The sequence below is a fragment of the Clostridium sp. JS66 genome, from assembly GCF_033561535.1.
Classification (GTDB): domain Bacteria; phylum Bacillota; class Clostridia; order Clostridiales; family Clostridiaceae; genus Clostridium_AM; species Clostridium_AM carboxidivorans.
Map to the genome: position 1 here is coordinate 3309439 of NZ_CP131467.1, position 22308 is coordinate 3331746.

The window sequence follows — 22308 nt, forward strand, 5'->3', positions numbered from 1 at the left end:
ATAAGTTTAGTTATTTATTTTTTCTAAGGATATGTTAAATGCTTTTTTCCATAAAACAATATTTACTACTAACATAATAACACTAAATACATATACACCATAATGTACTGATGTATAATTGTAATGTATTAGTGCTAGAACTCCAAGTATTATCATAAGTGGAATCATAGTCAACCCTTCACTTCCCTGTGATACACCAAATTCTTCTGAAAAAGGCAATGCTTTTTTAGTAACTTTAAAGCACACTACTGTAAATAACATTATATTTAAAAACACTAAAATTAAATCCGGAAATATTTTAACTCCAAATATGGCCATAAATATTACAGCTTCAATAGAATATACAGGTAAAAGTAATCTAACAATAAAAGCTTTTAAAGTTCCTTTAAATATACTTGATACATCCTTATTAGGTATGATTTTATAAATCCAAGCACCTTTATACTTACCTGAATACTTTATCATCATAATTGCTGTAGGAAGCAATAGTGCACAAAAATATATATTCAAATACATTTTACTTGAAGCTATACCAGACCATCCTTTATCTTTTAAGTCATTAAGCATAAATATAAATGGAAATATCAAAGAAAATCCTAAGGATGGATAAACTTTAAGTTTGAATTCTCTTTCATTTTTCATCATATCCGAAGCAAATCTAAAAAATATTCTTTCTTGTTTATTAGCACAAATTATTTTTGATAGTATATTTATGAACTTTTTATTTTCTACTTTAGTCTTCTTGCTATTATCGTTTAATTTTTGTAAATTTCTTTCAAATACAGGTGTCAATTTTATATATATTATTATAGAAATCATAGGAATAACTATTACAAGTATTGAAAATATTATAAAATAATTATTATAATTTCTATGCAACAACATTTCAAAAGGTGCTCCAAACCACATTGGAACTATAAAATACTGCCACCATTTTGGAGTAAATATTACATTTAAATTTACAAAATTAAACAATCTTCCTATTAATTGATATCCTACTGCTATAGCTATGGATAAAATTATTTGAATATAATTTATCATATCTTTTAACTTCTCACCATCAAAAAACTTTAATATAAATAGATATAATAAAGCAGTAATTACCACTATAAATAAATCCATAAGAATTATTTCAAATAAAAATATTAAAAAAAACAGAATTCCATTAGTTATTAAGGATGTTATTAATGCAAGCCCAGAAATGGAAATAGTAATAAAGAACATATAAATTAGCACATGTATAGTTTTTGCCATACTTAAAGTTTTACTGTTCACTGGTTTTGATCCAATAATATTTTTGTCCCTAATGTCTAAAAGCACAGAAGAAAAATCAGAAATTAAAGAAGTCATAATCATAAATATTAATATTCCAAAAACGAAACTCATTTGAAACATAAAATTTTCACCAAAACATACTAAAGGAATTATAACTATCCCAATTAATCCATAGACCCATAGAGATTTTATAAAATTATTTTCATCTTTATTTTTCTTTTTTGAAGAATTACCTATAGCCGTAGGAACTCTTCTTCCATCCATAATAAACTTAACTTGAAGTATTTTTCTCATCATATAGTAATCTACTCCAATTTTTTCAAAGAAGCCCTTAAATTTATCTAAAAATTTTAATACTTTAAAATCTTTCATATTACTACTCTCCTTGAACTATAGATACAAACTTCTTAGCTATTTCCCTATGTTCATTAAATCCTGTAAGTTGATTAAATATTTCTTCTAAAGAACCCTCTTTGCATTTATTCTTTAATTCATCAAAACTTCCATCAGCAACTATTTGTCCACCATTAAGCAATATTATTCTGCTGCTTATCTTTTCAACTACATCCATTATATGAGATGAATAAAATATAGTTTTATTTTGTGATGCTAACTCTGCTAATATTTCCTTTACCACCATAACACTGTTAGCATCTAGCCCACTTAAAGGTTCATCTAAAAATAATATATCCGGATTATGAAGCAAGCTTGATATTATTAATACTTTTTGACGCATTCCTTTGGAATAAGATGACATTCTAGAATCGTACATTTCCTCTAATGAAAATACTTTCATAAGTTTTCTACCCTTTTCTTCAACTTCTTCATAATCTAAGCCATATAGTTCTCCTATAAAAGTTAAGTATTCTCTTGCTGTGAGATTATCATATATTTCTGCAACTTCTGGAACATAACCTATTTTTCTTTTATATTCCACACTGCCATTTGATATGTCATCTCCTAAAATTTCTATCTGCCCTGTATATCCTTCTAAAAGTCCTAACATTATCTTCACAGTTGTACTTTTGCCAGCTCCATTAGGTCCTATATATCCTACAATTTGTCCTTTATATACATCTAAATCTATTCCTCTTAATACTTGTTTTTCCCCATAATTCATTTTCAAATCTCTTATAGTTATGGCAATTTCATTCATAAAGCATTCCTACCCTTTCCTTAAATATTAAATAAATTTTACCATATTATTACCTTCTTAACAATTTCTATTTAATAGATATAACAATACTTAATATACACTTTATTATAAAGTAAGTCATATAATAAAGTGTATATTAAATATTAGGAGGAATATATTTTGTATTACAATATGGGTTTTAATTATTTTAGTCCAATAGAAAATATGTACAGAATAAGATCACTAATTGATTTGCTTATTGAAGCTATGAAAGATGAAAGACATGATAGGGTAAAATATGGATTGATGATGGAAATGACTGATGACCCTGTGGTAAAAAAGCAAATAAAATTTGCATACGACGATGAAGGTAAACATTACAAAATGTTTAATGAAATTTATACTCAACTTACAGGAAAAAAAATAAACATTCCACTGCCAACCAATATTGAAAAATACGATAATATTATGCCAGCAATTCAAACTAGTATAGATGGCGAATTAGAAGCAGTAGAACTTTACAGAAAAATTCATTCTATGTTAAAAAATCCAAATATGAGAGATAAACTTTTTGAAATTATAACCGATGAGCAGGAACACGCTGCAAGATTCATTTACTTATATTCAATGCTAAAATAAAAAAGCATAGCTTTCATAATGCTTATTATTTGCCTTATATTATTTTTTATCTCTTTTTAGTAATACTTTATAGCGAAGCCTGTAAAAACAGTACTTTTGTTGATTACTAACTGCATTTGAAACATTTTTGTATTTTCATATTAGATTTTTCAACAATGCAAATGATCAATGTTTTTTAAGATATTTCCACAAAATAAAAAGCAACTGATTTTAGGCCCAATGCATTAACATACCTGTGGGCTTCGCCTTAATTTTTAAGCATTATAAGGCATAGATAAATATAATTTTGAATTACTAAAATAACTTATGACAATTTAATTATATATGTACGCTTGAAGTTACTAGTTTGAATTTTAACTTTTATGTAGTGATATATGGTAAGTGTCTCATCACATTAGCTAAATTGTTTTAGTATTATTCTTAGCTCAAAATTTTTGAAAGCCTTAGAACTTTAGTCCTGTTTGAGGGAACCGAGTTTGACAAAGTTCTTAGGCTTTCAAAAATTTCAAGCTTTAGAATAATTAAAACATTTAGCCGTGATGAGACACTTACCATATATCACGAAGTAAAAGTTAAAATTCAAACTTCCACTGTATTCTTGCGTCGTATTATTTTTATAATTAAACCATTTTCTCAGTTTTCAAAAAATTTTTATAACAATAATTTATTATATCACTTCTCTTTATTATTCCTATAAATATTTCATTATCATCTACAACAGGAACAAAATTTTGATTTACAGAAGTATAAAATAAATCTTCTATGTTAGAATCGATATGAACAGGTTTATTTATCATCCTTCTTGGTATATCATTTACCTTTATTTTGTTTGTATCTTTAAAATCTAAATTTTTAGTATTCTTTAATTTCCAGAGCAAATCTCCTTCTGTAAGAGTACCTATGTACCTTCCGCCATCATCTAAAATTGGAATAGCCGTATACCTATGATACTCCATTCTTTCAAGAGCTTGTCTCATAGTTGAATTTATGTTTTCACACACCACTTCATTTTTAGGAGTCAAGAAAAACGCTATGTTCATATTACCTCATCTACCTTTCCTTTACTATTTATATGCATTTTAAACTGTAAATGAATAATTTTTTACTAAATCCATCTTTAGGTATTTTTATTACTATACTATGTAGTTGCAAATACATTATACTTCTTAATTATAAAAAACTCAACAAACTAATTTTTAATATTTTATTAAGCAAATAATTCAATTTTTCTAATCACAATTTTCTGCCCACAGCATAGTATATACTATAATAATTTTTGAAGGAAGGAATTTGAATGTATCCTTATTATCCAATGTATCCTTATTATCCAAATTATCCAATGTCATATCCTTATTATTTAAGAGATGAAGATGAAGGTTTCAATCCTGAAGAAGATTTTGAAGATGAAGATATAGGTTTTAGAGGTCACCATCACCACCGCCGTAGATGTTGTTTCCCAAGTTGTGGATGTTGCTCTAGCTGCTGTTTCCCAAGTTTTGGATGTTTCCCATTTAATTCTTGTTCTCCTTTTGGTTTCGGATTTGGTGGCGGCTGTGGCTGCGGATGCTAGACTAAATTTTATTTAAAATTATCTAGTACTTAACATTACTTTATCATAGTTCTAAAAAATTCTAAAATATAAACTATTCTATAAAAACTTCGGGGTTCTTTTTCCCGAGGTTTTTTATTAAATTCTTCTGGAGAATTTTGATATTTTATTAGTATTCTTAGCTCTTGTAATCTATAAAAAATAATAAATGAATATAGATTTACTTATATTAATATAAAAGAAAAGACAAAGTTTCAGAAACCTTGCCTTTTTTCTTATTTATTGAAGTGATCTAGTGGTGGTATGCAAGCTTAATCAATACAAGTTTCATATCACTTAACAATATTACAAATTTAAATCCTTCATAAATTTTGATTAATATGCATGATTCATTCTAACCTCTAATATTTTTTGAATATGGTTAAAAAGTATTATGATAACCCAATATATTAATGCAACTGCTAAATAATTTTCAAAAAATTTATATGTAGCTGCTGCAGACATTTGTGCTTGAGCTAAAATTTCTGCTACCCCTAAAGTAAACGCCAATGAAGAACTCTTAAGTAAATCTACAAAAGTATTTCCAAGTGCAGGTATTGCTACTCTTGCAGCCTGAGGAAGTACTATTCTTTTCATCCCTTGCCAACTTGTCATTCCTAATGCTTTAACTGCTTCCATTTGGCCTTTATCCACAGACCCTATAGCTCCTCTTAAAATTTCCACCATATATGCCGAACTATTCATACTTAGTCCTATTATAGCAGCAGTATAAGCATTAATATTCTTTAAGACTGGTATAATTTGAGGTAATCCATAGTACAGTAAAAAAAGCTGTACCAATAAAGGAGTACCCCTAAAAAATGATATATATACTTTTAATAAAGGATTTATTAACTTTATGTCATAGGTTAAAATAATCACTAATATTAAAGCTATACTCAGTCCTAATATCATAGATATTAATGCAAGACTAATTGTTAAATGTGTATATTTTAATAGCAAAGGAAAGATTCCTATCATATAATTTATATCAAAATTTACTTTCATATTTACCACCACCTAATATTATTTTTTAGTTATATCAATATTAACCCACTTTTTAGATATTTTAGCTAAAGTTCCATCCGATCTCATATCCACAAGTGCTTTATTGACTTTTTCAACTATTTTCTTGTTTTCATCATTTTTTACAAAAGGAAAAGCATTTTCTAATGGTTGTACATCCTTACCTGCTAATTGAAGAGGGAGTTTATTTTCTTGAACTACAGCTAATGCTGAAACTTTGTCATCCATCATAGCATCTATTCTTCCCAATGCAACATCTTGCCTCATTCCACCATCATTATCATATGTCACAATCTTAATGGAATTAGTTTTATCATTATCTTTTACTATCTGTTCATAATTACTTCCTAAGCTTACCCCTATTTTCTTTCCCTTTAAATCATCTAGTTTTGTAATTGAATTATTACCCTTTTTAACCATAATTTGTGCACCTGAATATACATATGCATCAGTAAATAAGTATTTATCTTTTCTTTTATCTGTTATAGTTATTTCATTTGCTATAGTATCCACTTTACCAGCATCAAGCATTCCAAATAATCCACTAAATGATGCAGTTACAAACTCTGGTTTGTATCCTGTTCTTTTTCCTATTTCATTCCAAACATCTACCTCAAAACCATCAATTTTATTATCTTTATTCTTAAAGGTATAAGGATAATATCCACCAGACATGCCTATTTTTATTGCCTTATTTTGTCCACTACCTTGAGCTTGTGTTGAATTTGTTGACGAACATCCTGTAAACATCATAATTGATAATAATCCTGCTGCTATAACTGTTTTTACATTTTTAATCATTGATAATCTCCTCCGTTAAACTCTAATATATTTTTTTGCTAAGGTATATGTTACCTCTATCAGGGAAACACCACTACCATACCATAAGGAAAGGCAAAACCCTTATACCCATTTTCTATCCCTCCTTAATTCCCTTTGCTGCGAATATTCCTGTTTCAGCATATTCTCCTAAGCTTGTTTTATTATTTTAAAGTTATACAGTGATAAATCGAAAAATTTACACAAATAAATAAGTTATTTAATGTAATGACTTTGTTTTTGGACTCCGGATTCCGAAAAACAAAAAACTCCTACCTCTATTACAGAGGCAGAAGTATAATTCCGCGGTTCCACTCTGTTTATTATGTAAAACTAAACTAATAACACATAACAACTCTTAATTTTGGTACAATCATACCTCAACGCTTTAACGGGCGTACCCGCTGAAGTCTACTAAACTTCAATTCAGTGCTCTGAGATGCACTTCAGTTACTTTCAACTCAAGATCTCTTACACCCAATGGAGATCCCTCTCTGTCAGTTTCCTATAACTTACTCTTCTCATCATTGCAATTCTTAGTATTTAACTATGTTTACTATGATTTGTTTTATGTATATTATATTACTACACAAATAAAATTTTAGCAAGTACTTATAAGAATTTTAATTTGTATTTTTATATGTAAAAACTACCAACATTTAATAAACAGTGAAGGATTACTGATTTCCCTCACTGTAAATTGCCTATTTTTAATTATAAAGTAACTTTACAATATTAAAATTTTAATGATTATATTATGCTTTGAAATTGCTTTTTACTTAATATCTTCTACATAGCAATTAGATACTACTGCATTGCATCCTAATAAAGTCACTCCATAAGCTGCTATAATTACTGGCTGTTCTTCTAAATCTATTCCACCTGCCCTTACTCTAACCTCTTCTCCTGTTTCTGCTAACTCTGTAAAAATTCTTCTTAAATTTGCCTCAAAATCAGTATTACTATTTGAATTAGCATTAAGTGGTTCTTCTAAAAATTTTATTTTAATACTTCCATCCTTTTTAATAAAAGAATCTGTTCCTCCTAAAACTATAGATGCTATCTTACAAATATCAATTCTATGAATTATAGTTCCTTCACAATTTTCCAGTACAAAAATACTGCTATCATTTCCTTCTGGAAGCAATTCAGCAGGTATTCCTGATGCTGATCCGCTATTTTCATAATTCACAGTAATTGTTGATGTTGGAAATAAATCTATTATCTGTTCTAATATATTTCTTATCTGCTTGATGCATGGACATTGAGCTAATTCGCCTGATGGCCCTGGATCTCCTCTTCTTCCTTTTCTTCCTCGATGTCCTCTCTTTCCTCTTGGACCTCTTTCTCCTATATAACCACGATGTCCTCTCTTTCCTCTTCTACCTCTTTCGCCTCTTTCTCCTTGTTCTCCTGGATCTCCTTGTTCTCCTTGTGGACCTTGTATTCCTTCTGGTCCTTGTGGTCCCATTTCACCTGGATCTCCTTCTTCTCCTCTTCTACCTCGATGTCCTCTTTTTCCCCTTGGACCTCTTTCTCCTATATAACCACGATGTCCTCTCTTTCCTCTCTTTCCTCTTCTACCTCTTTCTCCTCTCTCACCTTCTTCTCCTGGATCTCCCTGTTCTCCTTGTGGACCTTGTATTCCTTCCGGTCCTTGTGGTCCCATTTCGCCTGGGTCTCCGTCTTCTCCTCTTCTGCCTCTCTTTCCTCTTGGTCCCATTTCTCCTACATGTCCACGATGTCCTCTCTTTCCTCTTCTACCTCTTTCTCCTCTCTCACCTTCTTCTCCTGGATCTCCTTGTTCTCCTTGTGGACCTTGTATTCCTTCTGGTCCCTGTGGTCCCATTTCACCTGGATCTCCGTCTTCTCCTCTTCTGCCTCTCTTTCCTCTTGGTCCCATTTCTCCTACATGTCCACGATGTCCTCTCTTTCCTCTTCTACCTCTTTCTCCTCTCTCACCTTCTTCTCCTGGATCTCCCTGTTCTCCTTGTGGACCTTGTATTCCTTCTGGTCCTTGTGGTCCCATTTCGCCTGGGTCTCCGTCTTCTCCTCTTCTGCCTCTCTTTCCTCTTGGTCCCATTTCTCCTACATGTCCACGATGTCCTCTCTTTCCTCTTCTACCTCTTTCTCCTCTCTCACCTTCTTCTCCTGGATCTCCTTGTTCTCCTTGTGGACCTTGTATTCCTTCTGGTCCTTGTGGTCCCATTTCGCCTGGGTCTCCGTCTTCTCCTCTTCTGCCTCTCTTTCCTCTTGGTCCCATTTCTCCTACATGTCCACGATGTCCTCTCTTTCCTCTTGGACCCATTTCTCCTCTATGACCACGATGTCCTCTCTTTCCTCTTCTTCCTCTTTCTCCTCTCTCACCTTCTTCTCCTGGATCTCCTTGTTCTCCTTGTGGACCTTGTATTCCTTCTGGTCCTTGTGGTCCCATTTCGCCTGGGTCTCCGTCTTCTCCTCTTCTGCCTCTCTTTCCTCTTGGTCCCATTTCTCCTACATGTCCACGATGTCCTCTCTTTCCTCTTCTTCCTCTTTCTCCTCTCTCACCTTCTTCTCCTGGATCTCCTTGTTCTCCTTGTGGACCTTGTATTCCTTCCGGTCCTTGTGGTCCCATTTCACCTGGATCTCCTTCTTCTCCTCTTCTGCCACGATGTCCTCTTTTTCCTCTTCTACCTCTTTCTCCTTGCTCACCTGGGTCTCCTGTTTCTCCTTTTCTTCCCCTATGTCCTCTATGTCCTCTTGGACCTCTTTCTCCTTCTTCGCCGCAGCAAGTAATATTTAAATTGTATTCACAATCCTTTTCAAACCTATGTGTATCTTTTAAACATTCATCTTCTTTTTCTCTATTTTTGCATGGATAGCATTCTATACTATGCTTTTTCATAAATCAATTTACCTCCTATGGTGAAAATAAAGATTAATCCTTTAGTAGGATTTTTCTTTAATATAATTTATGATAGATTATGTAAATTGGGAACATAGCTAAAATAACTTTTAACAAACTGAATACAAAAATAACTTCATTAAATTATAAATACATGTAAAAGCTATATATTTATTTAAGTAAAAAACAAAAAAATCTTCTAAAGTTAAAGTTTAAATTATAAATATTATTTATATGACTTTTATTCTCAGAGAGGAGTTTTTTATGTAATGATAAATAATTTTCATACTCTAAATCCATTAGATACAGTAAGACTTAATAACGGAACTAATGGCTTAAATAATTTTTTTCATAAATCATTTCAAAATGACACTAAAGAATCTATAAGCCTAATTAATAACGAAAACTTAAATTTTGCTTCTCTATTTATACTTAAAAATAAAATTGAAGAATTAAACATATTTAATAGCTTAAACTTGCGAAATAAAATTGCTTTAGAAATCACTTATGAAATATGCACTGGTAAAAAAAGTTTTAGAAATACTGAATATCTATGTTCAGATTATATACAAGGTGTTAATTCTGTTTTAAAATGGATGCTGACAACTGGTTCTATAGATGATGGCATGAATAATGAATTTGATGAAGTTTTAGATGCTTCTGCTATACTTTTAACAAAAATATACAGAGATAAAACTGTTTTACCTTTAATAGCAGAAATGATTTTTAAAAGGTATAAAGAGAAATCTCTTATTCATAATTTAGTTTGGGCCTTTTTTGAATGTGGTGATCCTAAAAGCTTAATTTTAATTGGAGATCGCCTTCAATCTTCAGATCAAAAAGATTTTGAACTTTCAAAAAAACTACTAAATTTTATACCTGGTATAAACATGTTTAAACATACAGATAAAAATAATTATTATTTATATTTTCTCAATTGGTTTGAAAAAAATTTTTTATTTTTACACTTCACTGGTGAAAGCTTTCAACAATGCAGTAATCCAATTTCATATGAAGTTATTTTAGAAGCAAAATATCTTTGCACTGCAGTTTCCACAAATGCAGGTAAAATATTAAGACCATTAAAAAAAGAAGAAATTGAACTTTTAAAGATATTTAATAAACTGGATTATAATACAAAATTATTACTTGCAAATTTTTCATTTAGCTTACATCATAAAAATATACACAACTGGAATAAATGGCTTTGCTACCCTATTGCTGAACAAATAAAAATTGCCAGAATAGGAGGATTTTAATGATAAAAATTTCGAATAACGCAGTTACAAAGGATAAACTGGCAAATTTATATTCAATAAATAGTGTTGAAAGTAGAATTTTAAACAAACTATTTTTAAGCAAAAAAGTTTATGTCTATAGTTCATTAAACGAATTAAAATTCCAGTTAGATTTACAAATAAATATCTCCAATACAGCTAAAGATTTGTACAACAGTAATTTACTTTTTAAAGTTTTTCGTAAATCTAAATGTAATCACACATATTGGGAACACACTTCTGAAGGTGGTTTTCAATTAAAAAAAGAAGCAAAACCTTCTGAAGCCATAAAAGATATTTTTATTAATGGATCAAAATATGGCACTGAATGCGCTACTGCTATAGTTATCATTTACTATAAAGCACTTCTTAACGTATTCAAGGAAAAACTTTTTAATGAAATGTTTCCTAAAATATATTTGTTTAATTGGCATTATATTGATTCAAATCTTTATATTGAAGACCTCAGATACGAACAAGATACAATGGTTGGAGATTGCAAATATTTTAAAAATCCCGATGTAAACCCCTTAACTCCAGAATGGCAAGGTGAAAATACTATATACCTAGGTTATGGTAACTATTATGGACATGGTTTAGGAATAAGAAGTGAAAATAAAATAATTAAAGGGTTAAATTCTCATAGAAAAATAGGTGCTAAGAAATCTTCTTTCTTATTGAGTTCGGTAACCCGATTAAATTACAAACGCTTATACAATATGTATTATAATTACTTTTCAAAACCATAAATAGAAAATATGTATTTAAAATGAATTTTACTTAACTAGTAAAAAAATAAAATTATAAAAATTACTTATGAATTTAAATTTATTAAATAGCTAAAACAAAGTTAAAGGGGATATACCTAAAACTATGTATTTCCCCTTTAATCTAGTTATTTAATTCATTAAAAACAGATAAAAGTCTCTATTTCTCTTAAATCAATTCCAAAACGTACCCATCTGTGACCAACCCATCTAAAACCAGAAGCAGATCTTCTCCCTACATAATTTAACCATGCCCAAAATGGTCTTCCTCTTCTTGGCCAAATATAAACATATCTGAATCTACATGGTCTTAATGAACCTGGATCTACTGCAAATGTGCCTGGCATAAATTTTGCATGAGCATTTTTCTTAGAAGGTGTAATATTAGGTGGCGGACCAAAAGGTGCCCCTCCCATCTGAGAAGGTGATCCTCCTCCCATCTGTGGAGGTGTTCCACCAAATTGAGGAGGTCCACCAATTTGTTGCTGCTGTCTACTCATAAATTCCATATATGGGCAGTAAAATTCGTCATCTTCTAAATCTTCACTTCTAAAATAATTGTACCAATCCATCAAAACTACTCCTATTTTTTTGATTACATTATATAGTATGCATTAAATTCTATATGGGTTAATATTTATTCCAAAAAAATTCTAAAGTAATATAGCTTTTTCACGAATTTTATTGTATATGAATATATAAAAAATCAAAGGCAACCATAACAATTTTTATTTTATGTTATAATAAAAATTGTTATATTTAATACTTTTATTAGGAGTAACTTATGGGAAAAATAATAAAATTTAGAACTAAAATAAATGCACCAAAATTAGATGCTAATGATCCTTCTGAAGATGAAAGACTTTATATCAGAAAGGAAATAACTATTAAATTAGATGAAATTGACTGTGTGCTTAATTGTGTATATAAACAAATATTAATTAACAATAAACTTATTATTGATGCAGAGGGCAATTATAATTTTTCTAAATTAACCTATCTAAATGATTTTAATAATAAGCTTCATGATATTATGTATTTTTTAACTAATAGTTCCTATCATGACCCCATTATAATTAAACTTAATTTTATAGAACTTAAATATTTATTAGGTACTTTAGAATTAAATCTGGAAATACTGGAGGATTCCAAGGAAGATTCTTCACTTAATATATTAAAAAGCTTATATAACAGATTATTATCTATATATAAGCTTTTCCAAAAAGAACTAATGATTGAATAAACATTACTTCATATTCATAATAGTTATTCTTTTTACTCTATCATGCAAATTGGAAGATTTTTCTCCTTTTTGCATAACTTCCTCTTCTTTTATATTTAAAGTTTTAGCAACTAATGATCTTACTCTAGGTCCGCAAAATGCTCCTTGACACATGCCCATTCCTGCTCTCGTACGCCTCTTTACAGCATCTAAAGATTTTACTTCAATTCCTCTACTTAAAGAATCTATAATTTCTGCTTCAGTAACTTTTTCACATCTGCATATTATATGCTTTTTGGGATCTTCAACATCAACATTTCCATCAAAATTTTCATCCTTTTTAACTATAATTGGCTTCCTATAAGGATTAAAATTTTTCTTTTCTCGTAAATTTAATCCTGAATCTTTCAATATATTTAATACTTTTTTGGCTATACTAGGTGAAGATGTAAGTCCTGGTGAATCACCTGTTACATTTAAAAATTTTTTAACATCACTTTCTTCTACTATAAAATCTTTTCTTGTATTAGTAGGTCTAACCCCTGCAAATGAAGTTAATGCTTTTTTCATATCAAAGCCATCTACAGATTTTCTGGCAGCCTCAACAATAGCCTTAAGAGAATCTTCATCTGTAGATACATCTTCTTTATAATCTACCTGTTCAGCATCTGGTCCTATCATAAGATTACCATGGTAAGTGGTAGTTACTAATATTCCTTTACCTTTTTCTGTTGGTACTTGAAATATTACTCTTTTAACTAAGTAAGATTGATCTTTATTAAATATGATATATTCTCCTTTTCTTGAAATAATACTAAAATCATTTAATCCTAACATTTTTGAAATTTTATCACTATAAACTCCTGCTGCATTTATAACATATTGACTTTCTAAAACTTCTTTATTAGTTGTAATTTTAAAACTATCTTTCAACTTTTCCATTGCTAGAACTTCCTGATTAAGCTTTAATTCAACACCATTTACTATAGCATTTTCAATAAGAGCTATGGTAAATTCATAAGGAGAACACACTCCTGAATCTTCACAATACAATGCCCATTTTACGTCTTTACTTAAATATGGTTCTATTTTCCTTACTTCACTTCCATCCATTATTTTCATTCCACTTACACCATTGATAATTCCATCTTTATAAAGCTGTTCTAAATGAACTTTTTCTTCATCTGAAAAAGCAAGCACCAAAGAACCCGTTTTTCTATAACCAAAATTCAATTTCCTCTCAAGCTGTTCAAACATTCTATTGCCTTTTACACAGAACTCTGCTTTTAAACTACCTGGCTCATCTGAATATCCACCATGAACTATACCACTATTATCCTTAGATGCACCACAACTTACATCTTCATTTTTTTCAAGTACACAAACATTAATTTGAAACTTTGAAAGTTCTCTGGCAATGTTAGCCCCTATTACTCCTGCTCCAATTATTATCACATCATACATAAAATCACCACCATCCTTAATTATTGATTATGGAATTTATGCTATATTTTATATAATATCTTATTTAAGTATGCTACACAATACATAAATATGTAAAAATTCACTATATTAAGAATATTCCAAATTATGTATAAAAATCAACATTAAATGAAACTACTAAATTTTGTGTTATAATAAAAATTATTGTAATTAATCCTGTTATAATTAGCAAACAACAAATATTATTTATTTTTCTATTAAAAGCTACATTAATAGATAATTATTATATAAAATTTATTTTTTCTTATAAACATAATCTTATAAATTTAACTACAAGGAGGATACTAATGAAAAAATTTTTAGTTTTTTTTACATCTGTTTTAACTTTTCTATTATTTCAATCGCTAACCCTTAATGTAACTAAGGTTTATGCCGAAAATAGTGGAAATACTTACTATGTATCTCAAAATAAGGGCACTGGCAAAGGCAATTTGGGAAGTATCGATAATCCTTTTACTACTATCCAAGCTGGAATAGATGTACTAAAGCCAGGAGATACTCTCATGATAAGAGGTGGAACCTACCTTGAAACTACAAATGTGTTTAACAAAAATGGATCAAATGATGCCTGGTACACTATAAAAAATTATCCTGGAGAAACTGTTATTATGACAGGAAATAATGAGAGAGAATTAAGTGGAAAAGATGGAGCAGATGCAATAACCTTTGCTGGTTGTTCTTACTGGAAAGTTGATGGAATAACCATGAAGGACTACTCAGGTGCTGGAATATATGTAACCAAAAGTTTTGACTCCTCGCACACAAAGTCTAGTTATATTGATATGGAGAATTTAACTATATATAATTTGGACTATCCGGTATATAGAGGCATTGGTACTTCAGGTATAGATGGTGAAGGTTCTGATTACTGCAGTGTTAAAAATTGTGAAATATATAATGTAGGTTTAAAAATAAATAAACCAAAGGATCATGGAATATACATAGGTTATGGATGTTACAACTGGACATTTATAGGAAATAAAATTCATGATAATGCGGGAGCCGCTATACAAATGTATGGCAGACCAAATGGAGGAAGTAACTGTACCGTTGAAAATAATCTTTTATATAACAATCATGCTTATGGTATGGCTGTTGCTAGTAATGCCACTAACAATTACATATACAATAATGTATTTTATGGTAATTCCATTGACGATATTTATATGATGGATGGCGCCGTTAAAAACTGGGTTAGGAACAATTTGTTCTTAAGTAAAAACAGTATTTATAATGTACAATTAACAGATGCAACCTCAGTAGATAACTCATTTGATAACGATGTTTACTATAAAGCTAATGGAATAGTATCAAATAGATATGATCAAACACTGTATTTTCCAAATTGGCAGGCATACTCTGAAGAATATTATGGAAGATGTATAAGCAGTGATGGCGAGGCTGAAGCATTAATAAATAACTGGGCACCTGTTAGTGTTGGTAATAAAAAATATTCAAGTACACGACTAAGTGGACAAGATAGATTTCAAACAGCATGCAAAATTGCAGAAAACCTAAATAATGGAACAGTTAATAATGTGGTTATTACATCAGGTTATAATTTTCAAAATGCCCTTAGTGGAAGTGTGCTGGCTAAAAAATTAGATGCTCCTATTCTTTTATGTGGCAGCTATTCTTTTGAAAACATCAGTACTTTAAACTATATAAAATCCCATTTAAGTAAAGATGGAACAATATATATTTTAGGAAATGAAGAAGACGTAAATAACAATATAGTAAACAACTTAAAGGATTCAGGATACTCCAATATAAAAAGGCTTAGTGGTGATGATGCAAAATATAGTACTATAAAAACTATAAATGATCAAATAGATGCTAAGGAAGGTACTCCAATATTTATAGCTGGTGGTGATGTATTTGCAGATGGTTTAAGTATATCAACTATAGCTGCTTCAAAGGGCTATCCAATAATTTTATCAGATAGTAATACTTTATCTGATTCTGCTATGCAAACCATTAATAAAGTTAAACCTTCTAAAGTATATATTATAGGTGGAACAGGTGTCATATCTGACAATATAAAAGAACAAATTAAAAGTAATTCCAACCTTTCTGATAATAATATATTGAGAATATGGGGAAGGGATAGGTATGAAACCTCATTAAATATAGCTAAATACTTTGATTTAGATAGTTCCACAGTAACTTTTGCTTCAGGAGAAAATTTTCCAGATGCCTTATCAGGTAGTATATATGCAGCCAAATATAATGCTCCAGTTATTCTTGTAAATAGCAATATAATTAATCAAAAGAATTATATCAATACAAAGAATTATATAAATGAAGTAATATTTGGAGGAGCTGCAGTTGTTCCAGAAAGTGTTAAAATTAATTTAGCAAAATAATTTACTTGCCATAAAAGGTTATAAAAATACACTGCTTAATAATTAAAAATAAGCACTATCAACATTATATAAGTTTGATAGTGCTTTATACTTTTCCATATTAAGATTTTTATTAGTGTATAGCTTTCTTTTTATAACTCTTTCCTGATGTATCAACACTTCCTATTGTTACTAAAGCATTTTCATCAAATCCATGTACAATTGACTTTAATTTAGAAATTTCCAAACGTGATACTACCACATATATCACATCTGTAGCAACACCTTTATAACCTCCTTTTCCATTAAGTAAAGTTATTCCTCTTCCGAGCCTATCCATTATAGCTTGAGATATATCTTCATGTTTGCTAGAAATAATAAATACAGCCTTTGACTCATCTATACCTTCAACTATAATATCTATAAGTTTAATTGCTATGAAATATGCAATAAGGGAATACATTGCCCTATCCCATCCAAAAACAAAACCTGCTGAAGTTAATATAAAAAAATTGAAAAACAATACTATTTGTCCTACTGAAAAAGTTAACCTTTTATCTAAAATTATTGCAACTATTTCAGCTCCATCAGTAGAACCTCCACTTTTTATTATTATTCCTATTCCTAATCCTGCTATTATTCCACCAAAAACTGAAGCTAAAAGAACATCTTGAGTTATACCTGGAATTGGCTTGAAGATAGATATTCCAATAGAGTAGCATACTACAGAAAATAAAGTTGATATGGTAAATGTTTTTCCAATTTGCTTATATCCAATAACAAAAAACGGTATATTAAGTATGAACGTAAGAATACCAAGAGGTATATTAGTAAAATGACTTATCATAATTGATATTCCAACTATTCCACCATCTATAATATTATTGGGAATTAAAAATATCTCTAACCCAATAGAATACAAAATTGCACCTAAAATAATCAATAAAACCTTAGTGGTTTTCGAATAAATATTCATATATTTTTTTATCATGAAATTCCCCCTTAACTCTTTTGACTTTTTCACAGTCACTTAAACAAATATGTAAAATTTCTAACTTATTTTACATATCATATATTAATATTATATCAAAAATTACTATGACGCACAATTTTCAATGGTTAACATTAAAAATAACTTTACAATACTTCTAATTAATAACAGTATTTTCTATTATTAAGAAAAAATAATAGATAAATTTAACAAAACTATTGTAAAAACGTTTTCAAAGGAATATAATAATATTAACAAATAGTAAACTTTATTAATATATTCTTTATATATTGAATAAATATACTTTAAATGCAATTATTGATTAATATTAAAGCTATACTTTTATTTAAATCATAGTGTGGAGGTGTGTATATTATGGTAAGTTTGAATTTTTTAAATGAAGAAGCAATGGATAAAAATGAAGAGATAACTGAAATAATAAGCAACCCTGAAAATCACTATAGCCTTGAAGAAAAACAAGCAAAGGATGATAACAGTGATTTTTCAATACTCTATATTATATTTTCGGCTCTTCCAATGATTATATTATTAATTTTATTTAGTTTATAATAAAATTTTAATTCATGTTTGACTTAGGAATTCATATAAGTTATACTTTAGTTAGTAATCATGTAACTGGCGGAAATGGAATTAACCATAAGGAGCATGATTTAAAAAAGTTATCGACCGCCTGGGTAGAATATATTATTTTACCCAGGCGTTTTTTGCTTTATTTTATTTTTTGGAGGTTGAATTTATGAAAAATCAAGAAATTGTACTTAAGTATGGATGTAATCCACATCAAAAGCCGGCAAAAATTTATGCTCAAAATAAAACACTGCCTTTTAAAATATTAAATGGTAATCCTGGTTACATTAATTTTATGGATGCCTTCAATTCATGGCAATTAGTTAAAGAATTGAAAATAGCTACAGGACTTCCTGCTGCTGCTTCCTTTAAACACGTAAGTCCTGCTGGTGCTGCCGTAGGTGTTCCATTAAGTGATACATTGAAGAAATCCTATTTTGTATCAGATATTGACTTATCTCCTGTAGCTTGTGCTTATGCACGTGCTAGAGGTGCAGATAGAATGTCCTCTTTTGGTGATTGGGTTGCTATAAGTGATATAGTAGATCTTCCTACAGCACAAATTTTAAGTAAATCTGTTTCAGATGGCATAATTGCATTAGGATATACTGATGAAGCTTTAAAACTTTTAATGAAAAAGAAAAAAGGAAACTATTGTATCATTCAAATGGACTGGGATTATGAACCTTATGAAATAGAAAAAAGACAAATATATGGAATAACCTTTGAACAAAAAAGAAATAATGTGATAATAAAAGAAGATATGCTTAATAATGTAGTTACTATTAATAAAAATATTAGTGATGAAGCTAAACGTGATTTACTTATTTCCATGATTACTCTAAAATATACTCAATCCAATTCTGTTTGCTTTGTTTTAGATGGTCAAGTAATTGGTGTTGGTGCAGGACAGCAATCCCGTATACATTGTACTAGACTTGCTGCATCTAAAGCAGATATATGGTTTTTAAGACAACATCCAGCTGTTCTTAATCTTCCCTTTAAAGAAGATGTTTCAAGACCAAATAGAGACAATGTTATAGATCAATATCTTAGAGATGATATTACTTCTATGGAATTAAAAGAATGGAAAAATATATTACAAGAAATACCAGATAGATTAACAAAAGAAGAAAAAAGCGCCTGGCTTTCAAATTTAACTGGAGTTTCTTTAGGTTCAGATGCATTTTTCCCATTTAGGGATAATGTAGATAGAGCATCTCAAAGTGGAGTTAAATACATTGTACAGCCTGGAGGATCATTAAGAGATAATTTAGTAATAGAAGCCTGTGACGAGTACAACATAGCTATGTCATTCTCTGGGACAAGATTATTTCACCATTAAAAATACATAATATATAAAATAGGTTGTACCAAATGGCACAACCTATTTTATATATTTTATACATCACGTGATGCTAAATGTTTCTGTTTTTTCTTTTCATATGATCCATATATTAACAAACCAATTATACTAAAGATTACTGGACCTGCAAGCATCCATATTGTGTCTTTTATTTTTCCATGTACTGCTGGTTCTATTATTGTAAAGAAATTTGCAAAACCTATAGTAAATGTAACTACTACAGTAGCAACAAGTACCCAAGTACGATTTTTAAAAACTTCAAAAGGTTTTTTAATACTTTCTTTTTTCTTAAAAGCAATAAATGCAGCTGACAAGAACATATATGGAAGAGTCATTGCTACGTTAGTCATTTCTATTAATATTGCAAAGAATTTAGATGCTGCATCTCCTCCAAAAGAAACTAGTAATATAAATACCATTACAAATATACATTGGATCCACATAGCATTTTTAGGCATTCCATCTTTAATTTCAGCCATTTTTCCTGGCCATAATTCTTTTGGTGTACCTTCTATTAATTGTTTCAATGGCGCATAACATAATGTGAAGAATGCTCCTGTTAATGCTAAGAACATAGACAATCCCATGTATCTAGCCATCCAAGCTCCCATTGTTAATGCACCAGCCTGGCTAAGTCCAAAACCTTTTCCTAACTGATATCCTAAATTTTGCATTACCACATAAGCAACATTACCCATGTGAACACCTTTTACTGACAATACTTCTTGCCAATTAGTAAATATACCACATAAAAATATACCTAAAGAATATCCTATAGCAATAATTATTGCTGCTATGGTAACACCTTTTGGAAATGTTACTTCTGCATTTTCAGTTTCATCTACTAATCCTCCAACCGCTTCTATTCCACCATAAGCAAATAATGCGAATACTAAAAATGATAATATACTAATTGTACTTTGATAAGATGGATTTGGTGATTGTGTAAAAGCAGCTGATGCCGCAACTGGTTGAGCTAAATGCCCACCATTTAATACTAAAACGGCTACTGCACCTATTAATAGTACAATATTAAGTAATGCTACTGCAGTACCTCCCACTGATGTTACTTTCGTTATTTTTTCCAATCCTTTAGAAGCTGTTATAGTTACAACTAAAATCCAACATACACCTAATAATCCCAATGTTTGAGTGGAACTCAATCCTAAAAGTGACCAAGTTGCAGTCTTATCGCTTCCAAATATGGCATTTGAAAGTGGTATCCATATTGAAGAAGATATATTAACCATCCAAATTACATAGGAAGCATACCACATGAATGTGCCTATAAAAGCATATTTAGGTCCAACGGACTTATCCATCCATGAATAAATTCCTCCTTTTTCACTTTTAAATGCTGCTCCATATTCTGCCATCATAAATGCATAAGGAATAAAGAAGGTTATTGCAGATAAAATATACCATGGTATTGCACTATAACCCATTAAATAAAATGATCTAGGTATGTTAGCAAATCCAAATACTGATGTAAAAATCATTAATATAAGTGCTACTAATGTCATCTTTTTTTTATTAGCTGATTCCATTTTTTCTCCCCCTTAATTTTTTACATTTTTTCATATAATTCAATTATTTTAAGTACTACCTCTACAGCTTTTTCCATAGAATATATAGGAATATATTCAAATTTTCCATGAAAATTGTGTCCGCCTGTAAATATATTTGGTGTAGGAAGTCCCTTAAATGATAGCATAGCTCCATCAGTACCACCTCTTATAGGCTGAACTTTAGGAACAACATTTACTTCTTTCATTGCTTGAAAAGCAATATCAACAACATGCTTTACAGGTTCAATCTTTTCTTTCATATTTCTGTATTGATCTTTTATTTCAATTTCAACTGTATTTTCACCATATTTTTCATTCAATTTTTTCACAACACTAGTCATAAATTCTTTTCTTTTTTCAAAATTTTTCTCATCAAAGTCTCTTATTATATATTGAAGTTTTGTTTCTTCTACTCCACCATTAAGTGTAACTATGTGGTAAAAGCCTTCATATCCTTCTGTTGTTGCTGGTGTTTCATTTTCTGGAAGCATGCTCATAAATTCTCCAGCAATAAGCATTGAATTTATCATTGTTCCTTTTGCACTTCCAGGATGTACACTTCTTCCATTTATAGTTACTTTAGCACTTGCTGCATTGAAATTTTCATACTCTAATTCTCCAATGGCACCACCATCTAGAGTATAAGCTAAATCTGCATTAAACTTTTCAACATTAAAGTGATCTGCACCTCTTCCTACTTCTTCATCTGGAGTAAATGCAACTTTAATAGTTCCATGTTTAATTTTAGCATTATTAATTAAATATTCCATAGCAGTAATAATTTCAGAAATTCCTGCTTTATCATCAGCACCTAACAAAGTAGTTCCATCTGTTGTAATAAGTGTTCTACCAATATAATCTTTCAATTCTGGAAAATCCTTTGGAGAAAGTATTACATTTTTTTCCTCATTTAAAACTATATCTTTACCATCATAATCTTCAACAAATTTAGGATTTATATTTTTTCCTGAAATTTCTGGACTTGTATCCATATGAGCAATAAATCCTATAGTAGGAATTTCTTTAGTAGTATTTGATGGTAACGTTGCCATAACATAGCCATTTTCATCTACTGAAACTTCCTTCATTCCTATTTCTTCTAACTCTTTTACAAGAGCCTTTGCTAACACAAGCTGTCCTGAAGTAGTTGGTACATTTTCTACTTCTTCATTTGATCTAGTATCAAAACTTATGTAATTAATAAATTTTTCCACAACATTAGACATATTAATCTCCTCACAATCTATAATGTAAAATAATTTTAAGTATTAGGCACATTGATTTTATTTAGCTCTGCAGAACCTATTTAAATGTT

General features: G+C 29.8%; 19 protein-coding genes, 1 riboswitch and 1 other annotated feature. Of the genes, 8 read left to right on the forward strand and 11 right to left on the reverse strand.

Annotated elements, in window-relative coordinates; all coding sequences use genetic code 11:
* Positions 1-6 precede the first annotated feature (6 nt).
* Positions 7-1647 (reverse strand): hypothetical protein, encoded by a 1641-nt coding sequence (locus Q6H37_RS15405; protein WP_318733696.1) that lies wholly within the window; start codon positions 1645-1647, stop codon positions 7-9.
* Positions 1648-1651: 4 nt separating this feature from the next.
* Positions 1652-2431 carry an ABC transporter ATP-binding protein gene (locus Q6H37_RS15410; RefSeq protein WP_318733698.1) on the reverse strand — a complete coding sequence of 260 codons (780 nt, stop codon included), beginning with the start codon at positions 2429-2431 and terminating at the stop codon, positions 1652-1654.
* Positions 2432-2590: 159 nt separating this feature from the next.
* Between Q6H37_RS15410 and Q6H37_RS15415 the strand changes: the two genes are divergently transcribed.
* Positions 2591-3049 (forward strand): ferritin-like domain-containing protein, encoded by a 459-nt coding sequence (locus Q6H37_RS15415; protein WP_318733700.1) that lies wholly within the window; start codon positions 2591-2593, stop codon positions 3047-3049.
* Between the two features lie 620 nt (positions 3050-3669).
* Here Q6H37_RS15415 and Q6H37_RS15420 read toward each other — a convergent pair.
* On the reverse strand, positions 3670-4089 hold the full coding sequence (locus tag Q6H37_RS15420; protein WP_318733702.1) for a CBS domain-containing protein: 420 nt from the start codon (positions 4087-4089) through the stop codon (positions 3670-3672).
* Between the two features lie 254 nt (positions 4090-4343).
* Here Q6H37_RS15420 and Q6H37_RS15425 point away from each other — a divergent pair, with 254 nt between their 5' ends.
* A complete protein-coding gene (locus Q6H37_RS15425; protein WP_318733704.1) occupies positions 4344-4619 on the forward strand; it encodes a hypothetical protein in 276 nt (91 codons plus the stop codon).
* A 354-nt stretch (positions 4620-4973) separates the two neighbouring features.
* Here Q6H37_RS15425 and Q6H37_RS15430 read toward each other — a convergent pair whose 3' ends face one another.
* The 3 genes from Q6H37_RS15430 to Q6H37_RS15440 form a co-directional block, all read right to left on the reverse strand.
* The gene (locus tag Q6H37_RS15430; RefSeq protein WP_318733706.1) at positions 4974-5645 is read right to left on the reverse strand and encodes an amino acid ABC transporter permease; all 672 of its coding nucleotides are present in this window, start codon (positions 5643-5645) and stop codon (positions 4974-4976) included.
* A gap of 18 nt (positions 5646-5663) precedes the next feature.
* The gene (locus Q6H37_RS15435; RefSeq protein ID WP_318733708.1) at positions 5664-6464 is read right to left on the reverse strand and encodes an amino acid ABC transporter substrate-binding protein; all 801 of its coding nucleotides are present in this window, start codon (positions 6462-6464) and stop codon (positions 5664-5666) included.
* Between the two features lie 300 nt (positions 6465-6764).
* Positions 6765-7019: a binding site (T-box leader), on the reverse strand.
* Between the two features lie 238 nt (positions 7020-7257).
* Positions 7258-9366: a hypothetical protein gene (locus tag Q6H37_RS15440; RefSeq protein WP_318733709.1), complete on the reverse strand. Its 2109-nt coding sequence runs from the start codon at positions 9364-9366 to the stop codon at positions 7258-7260.
* Between the two features lie 269 nt (positions 9367-9635).
* Between Q6H37_RS15440 and Q6H37_RS15445 the strand changes: the two genes are divergently transcribed.
* Positions 9636-10625, forward strand: coding sequence for a hypothetical protein (locus tag Q6H37_RS15445; RefSeq protein WP_318733712.1), 990 nt, complete (start codon positions 9636-9638; stop codon positions 10623-10625).
* Complete coding sequence (locus Q6H37_RS15450; RefSeq protein ID WP_318733714.1) at positions 10625-11392, forward strand: protein-glutamine gamma-glutamyltransferase; 768 nt, start codon at positions 10625-10627, stop codon at positions 11390-11392. Before Q6H37_RS15445 ends, Q6H37_RS15450 begins: the two co-directional genes overlap by 1 nt.
* 158 nt (positions 11393-11550) lie before the next feature.
* Here Q6H37_RS15450 and Q6H37_RS15455 read toward each other — a convergent pair whose 3' ends face one another.
* Positions 11551-11982 carry a hypothetical protein gene (locus tag Q6H37_RS15455; RefSeq protein WP_318733716.1) on the reverse strand — a complete coding sequence of 144 codons (432 nt, stop codon included), beginning with the start codon at positions 11980-11982 and terminating at the stop codon, positions 11551-11553.
* Positions 11983-12194: 212 nt separating this feature from the next.
* Here Q6H37_RS15455 and Q6H37_RS15460 point away from each other — a divergent pair, with 212 nt between their 5' ends.
* Complete coding sequence (locus tag Q6H37_RS15460; protein ID WP_318733718.1) at positions 12195-12653, forward strand: hypothetical protein; 459 nt, start codon at positions 12195-12197, stop codon at positions 12651-12653.
* A 3-nt stretch (positions 12654-12656) separates the two neighbouring features.
* On the opposite strand, the gene Q6H37_RS15465 is transcribed toward Q6H37_RS15460, so the two are convergent.
* Positions 12657-14096, reverse strand: a complete 1440-nt coding sequence (locus Q6H37_RS15465) for an NAD(P)/FAD-dependent oxidoreductase (protein ID WP_318733720.1) — start codon at positions 14094-14096, stop codon at positions 12657-12659.
* 326 nt (positions 14097-14422) lie between these two features.
* On the opposite strand from Q6H37_RS15465, the gene Q6H37_RS15470 reads away from it, so the two are divergent.
* Positions 14423-16501 carry a cell wall-binding repeat-containing protein gene (locus tag Q6H37_RS15470; protein ID WP_318733722.1) on the forward strand — a complete coding sequence of 693 codons (2079 nt, stop codon included), beginning with the start codon at positions 14423-14425 and terminating at the stop codon, positions 16499-16501.
* Between the two features lie 112 nt (positions 16502-16613).
* Here the strand turns inward: Q6H37_RS15470 and Q6H37_RS15475 are convergent, their stop codons facing one another.
* Positions 16614-17471: a YitT family protein gene (locus Q6H37_RS15475; protein WP_318733724.1), complete on the reverse strand. Its 858-nt coding sequence runs from the start codon at positions 17469-17471 to the stop codon at positions 16614-16616.
* A 375-nt stretch (positions 17472-17846) separates the two neighbouring features.
* On the opposite strand from Q6H37_RS15475, the gene Q6H37_RS15480 reads away from it, so the two are divergent.
* Positions 17847-18041, forward strand: a complete 195-nt coding sequence (locus tag Q6H37_RS15480; RefSeq protein WP_318733726.1) for a hypothetical protein — start codon at positions 17847-17849, stop codon at positions 18039-18041.
* Between the two features lie 52 nt (positions 18042-18093).
* Positions 18094-18175, forward strand: a riboswitch (ZMP/ZTP riboswitch).
* Positions 18176-18228: 53 nt separating this feature from the next.
* Positions 18229-19404: a phosphoribosylaminoimidazolecarboxamide formyltransferase gene (locus Q6H37_RS15485; RefSeq protein WP_318733728.1), complete on the forward strand. Its 1176-nt coding sequence runs from the start codon at positions 18229-18231 to the stop codon at positions 19402-19404.
* Between the two features lie 56 nt (positions 19405-19460).
* On the opposite strand, the gene yjeM is transcribed toward Q6H37_RS15485, so the two are convergent.
* The gene (gene yjeM, locus Q6H37_RS15490) at positions 19461-20972 is read right to left on the reverse strand and encodes a glutamate/gamma-aminobutyrate family transporter YjeM (protein WP_318733729.1); all 1512 of its coding nucleotides are present in this window, start codon (positions 20970-20972) and stop codon (positions 19461-19463) included.
* Between the two features lie 20 nt (positions 20973-20992).
* A complete protein-coding gene (gene pepT / locus Q6H37_RS15495) occupies positions 20993-22219 on the reverse strand; it encodes a peptidase T (protein WP_318733731.1) in 1227 nt (408 codons plus the stop codon).
* Positions 22220-22308: the final 89 nt, after the last annotated feature.

What these genes read in the sequence shown, in the direction of transcription:
- Q6H37_RS15410 (WP_318733698.1), bottom strand. Translation starts at nt 2,431, where the DNA reads ATGAATGAAATTGCCATAACTATAAGAGATTTGAAAATGAATTATGGG.
- Q6H37_RS15405 (WP_318733696.1), bottom strand. Translation starts at nt 1,647, where the DNA reads ATGAAAGATTTTAAAGTATTAAAATTTTTAGATAAATTTAAGGGCTTC.
- Q6H37_RS15430 (WP_318733706.1), bottom strand. Translation starts at nt 5,645, where the DNA reads ATGAAAGTAAATTTTGATATAAATTATATGATAGGAATCTTTCCTTTG.
- Q6H37_RS15470 (WP_318733722.1), top strand. Translation starts at nt 14,423, where the DNA reads ATGAAAAAATTTTTAGTTTTTTTTACATCTGTTTTAACTTTTCTATTA.
- Q6H37_RS15440 (WP_318733709.1), bottom strand. Translation starts at nt 9,366, where the DNA reads ATGAAAAAGCATAGTATAGAATGCTATCCATGCAAAAATAGAGAAAAA.
- Q6H37_RS15450 (WP_318733714.1), top strand. Translation starts at nt 10,625, where the DNA reads ATGATAAAAATTTCGAATAACGCAGTTACAAAGGATAAACTGGCAAAT.
- Q6H37_RS15485 (WP_318733728.1), top strand. Translation starts at nt 18,229, where the DNA reads ATGAAAAATCAAGAAATTGTACTTAAGTATGGATGTAATCCACATCAA.
- Q6H37_RS15455 (WP_318733716.1), bottom strand. Translation starts at nt 11,982, where the DNA reads ATGGATTGGTACAATTATTTTAGAAGTGAAGATTTAGAAGATGACGAA.
- Q6H37_RS15425 (WP_318733704.1), top strand. Translation starts at nt 4,344, where the DNA reads ATGTATCCTTATTATCCAATGTATCCTTATTATCCAAATTATCCAATG.
- Q6H37_RS15445 (WP_318733712.1), top strand. Translation starts at nt 9,636, where the DNA reads ATGATAAATAATTTTCATACTCTAAATCCATTAGATACAGTAAGACTT.
- yjeM (WP_318733729.1), bottom strand. Translation starts at nt 20,972, where the DNA reads ATGGAATCAGCTAATAAAAAAAAGATGACATTAGTAGCACTTATATTA.
- Q6H37_RS15480 (WP_318733726.1), top strand. Translation starts at nt 17,847, where the DNA reads ATGGTAAGTTTGAATTTTTTAAATGAAGAAGCAATGGATAAAAATGAA.
- pepT (WP_318733731.1), bottom strand. Translation starts at nt 22,219, where the DNA reads ATGTCTAATGTTGTGGAAAAATTTATTAATTACATAAGTTTTGATACT.
- Q6H37_RS15475 (WP_318733724.1), bottom strand. Translation starts at nt 17,471, where the DNA reads ATGATAAAAAAATATATGAATATTTATTCGAAAACCACTAAGGTTTTA.
- Q6H37_RS15465 (WP_318733720.1), bottom strand. Translation starts at nt 14,096, where the DNA reads ATGTATGATGTGATAATAATTGGAGCAGGAGTAATAGGGGCTAACATT.
- Q6H37_RS15435 (WP_318733708.1), bottom strand. Translation starts at nt 6,464, where the DNA reads ATGATTAAAAATGTAAAAACAGTTATAGCAGCAGGATTATTATCAATT.
- Q6H37_RS15460 (WP_318733718.1), top strand. Translation starts at nt 12,195, where the DNA reads ATGGGAAAAATAATAAAATTTAGAACTAAAATAAATGCACCAAAATTA.
- Q6H37_RS15420 (WP_318733702.1), bottom strand. Translation starts at nt 4,089, where the DNA reads ATGAACATAGCGTTTTTCTTGACTCCTAAAAATGAAGTGGTGTGTGAA.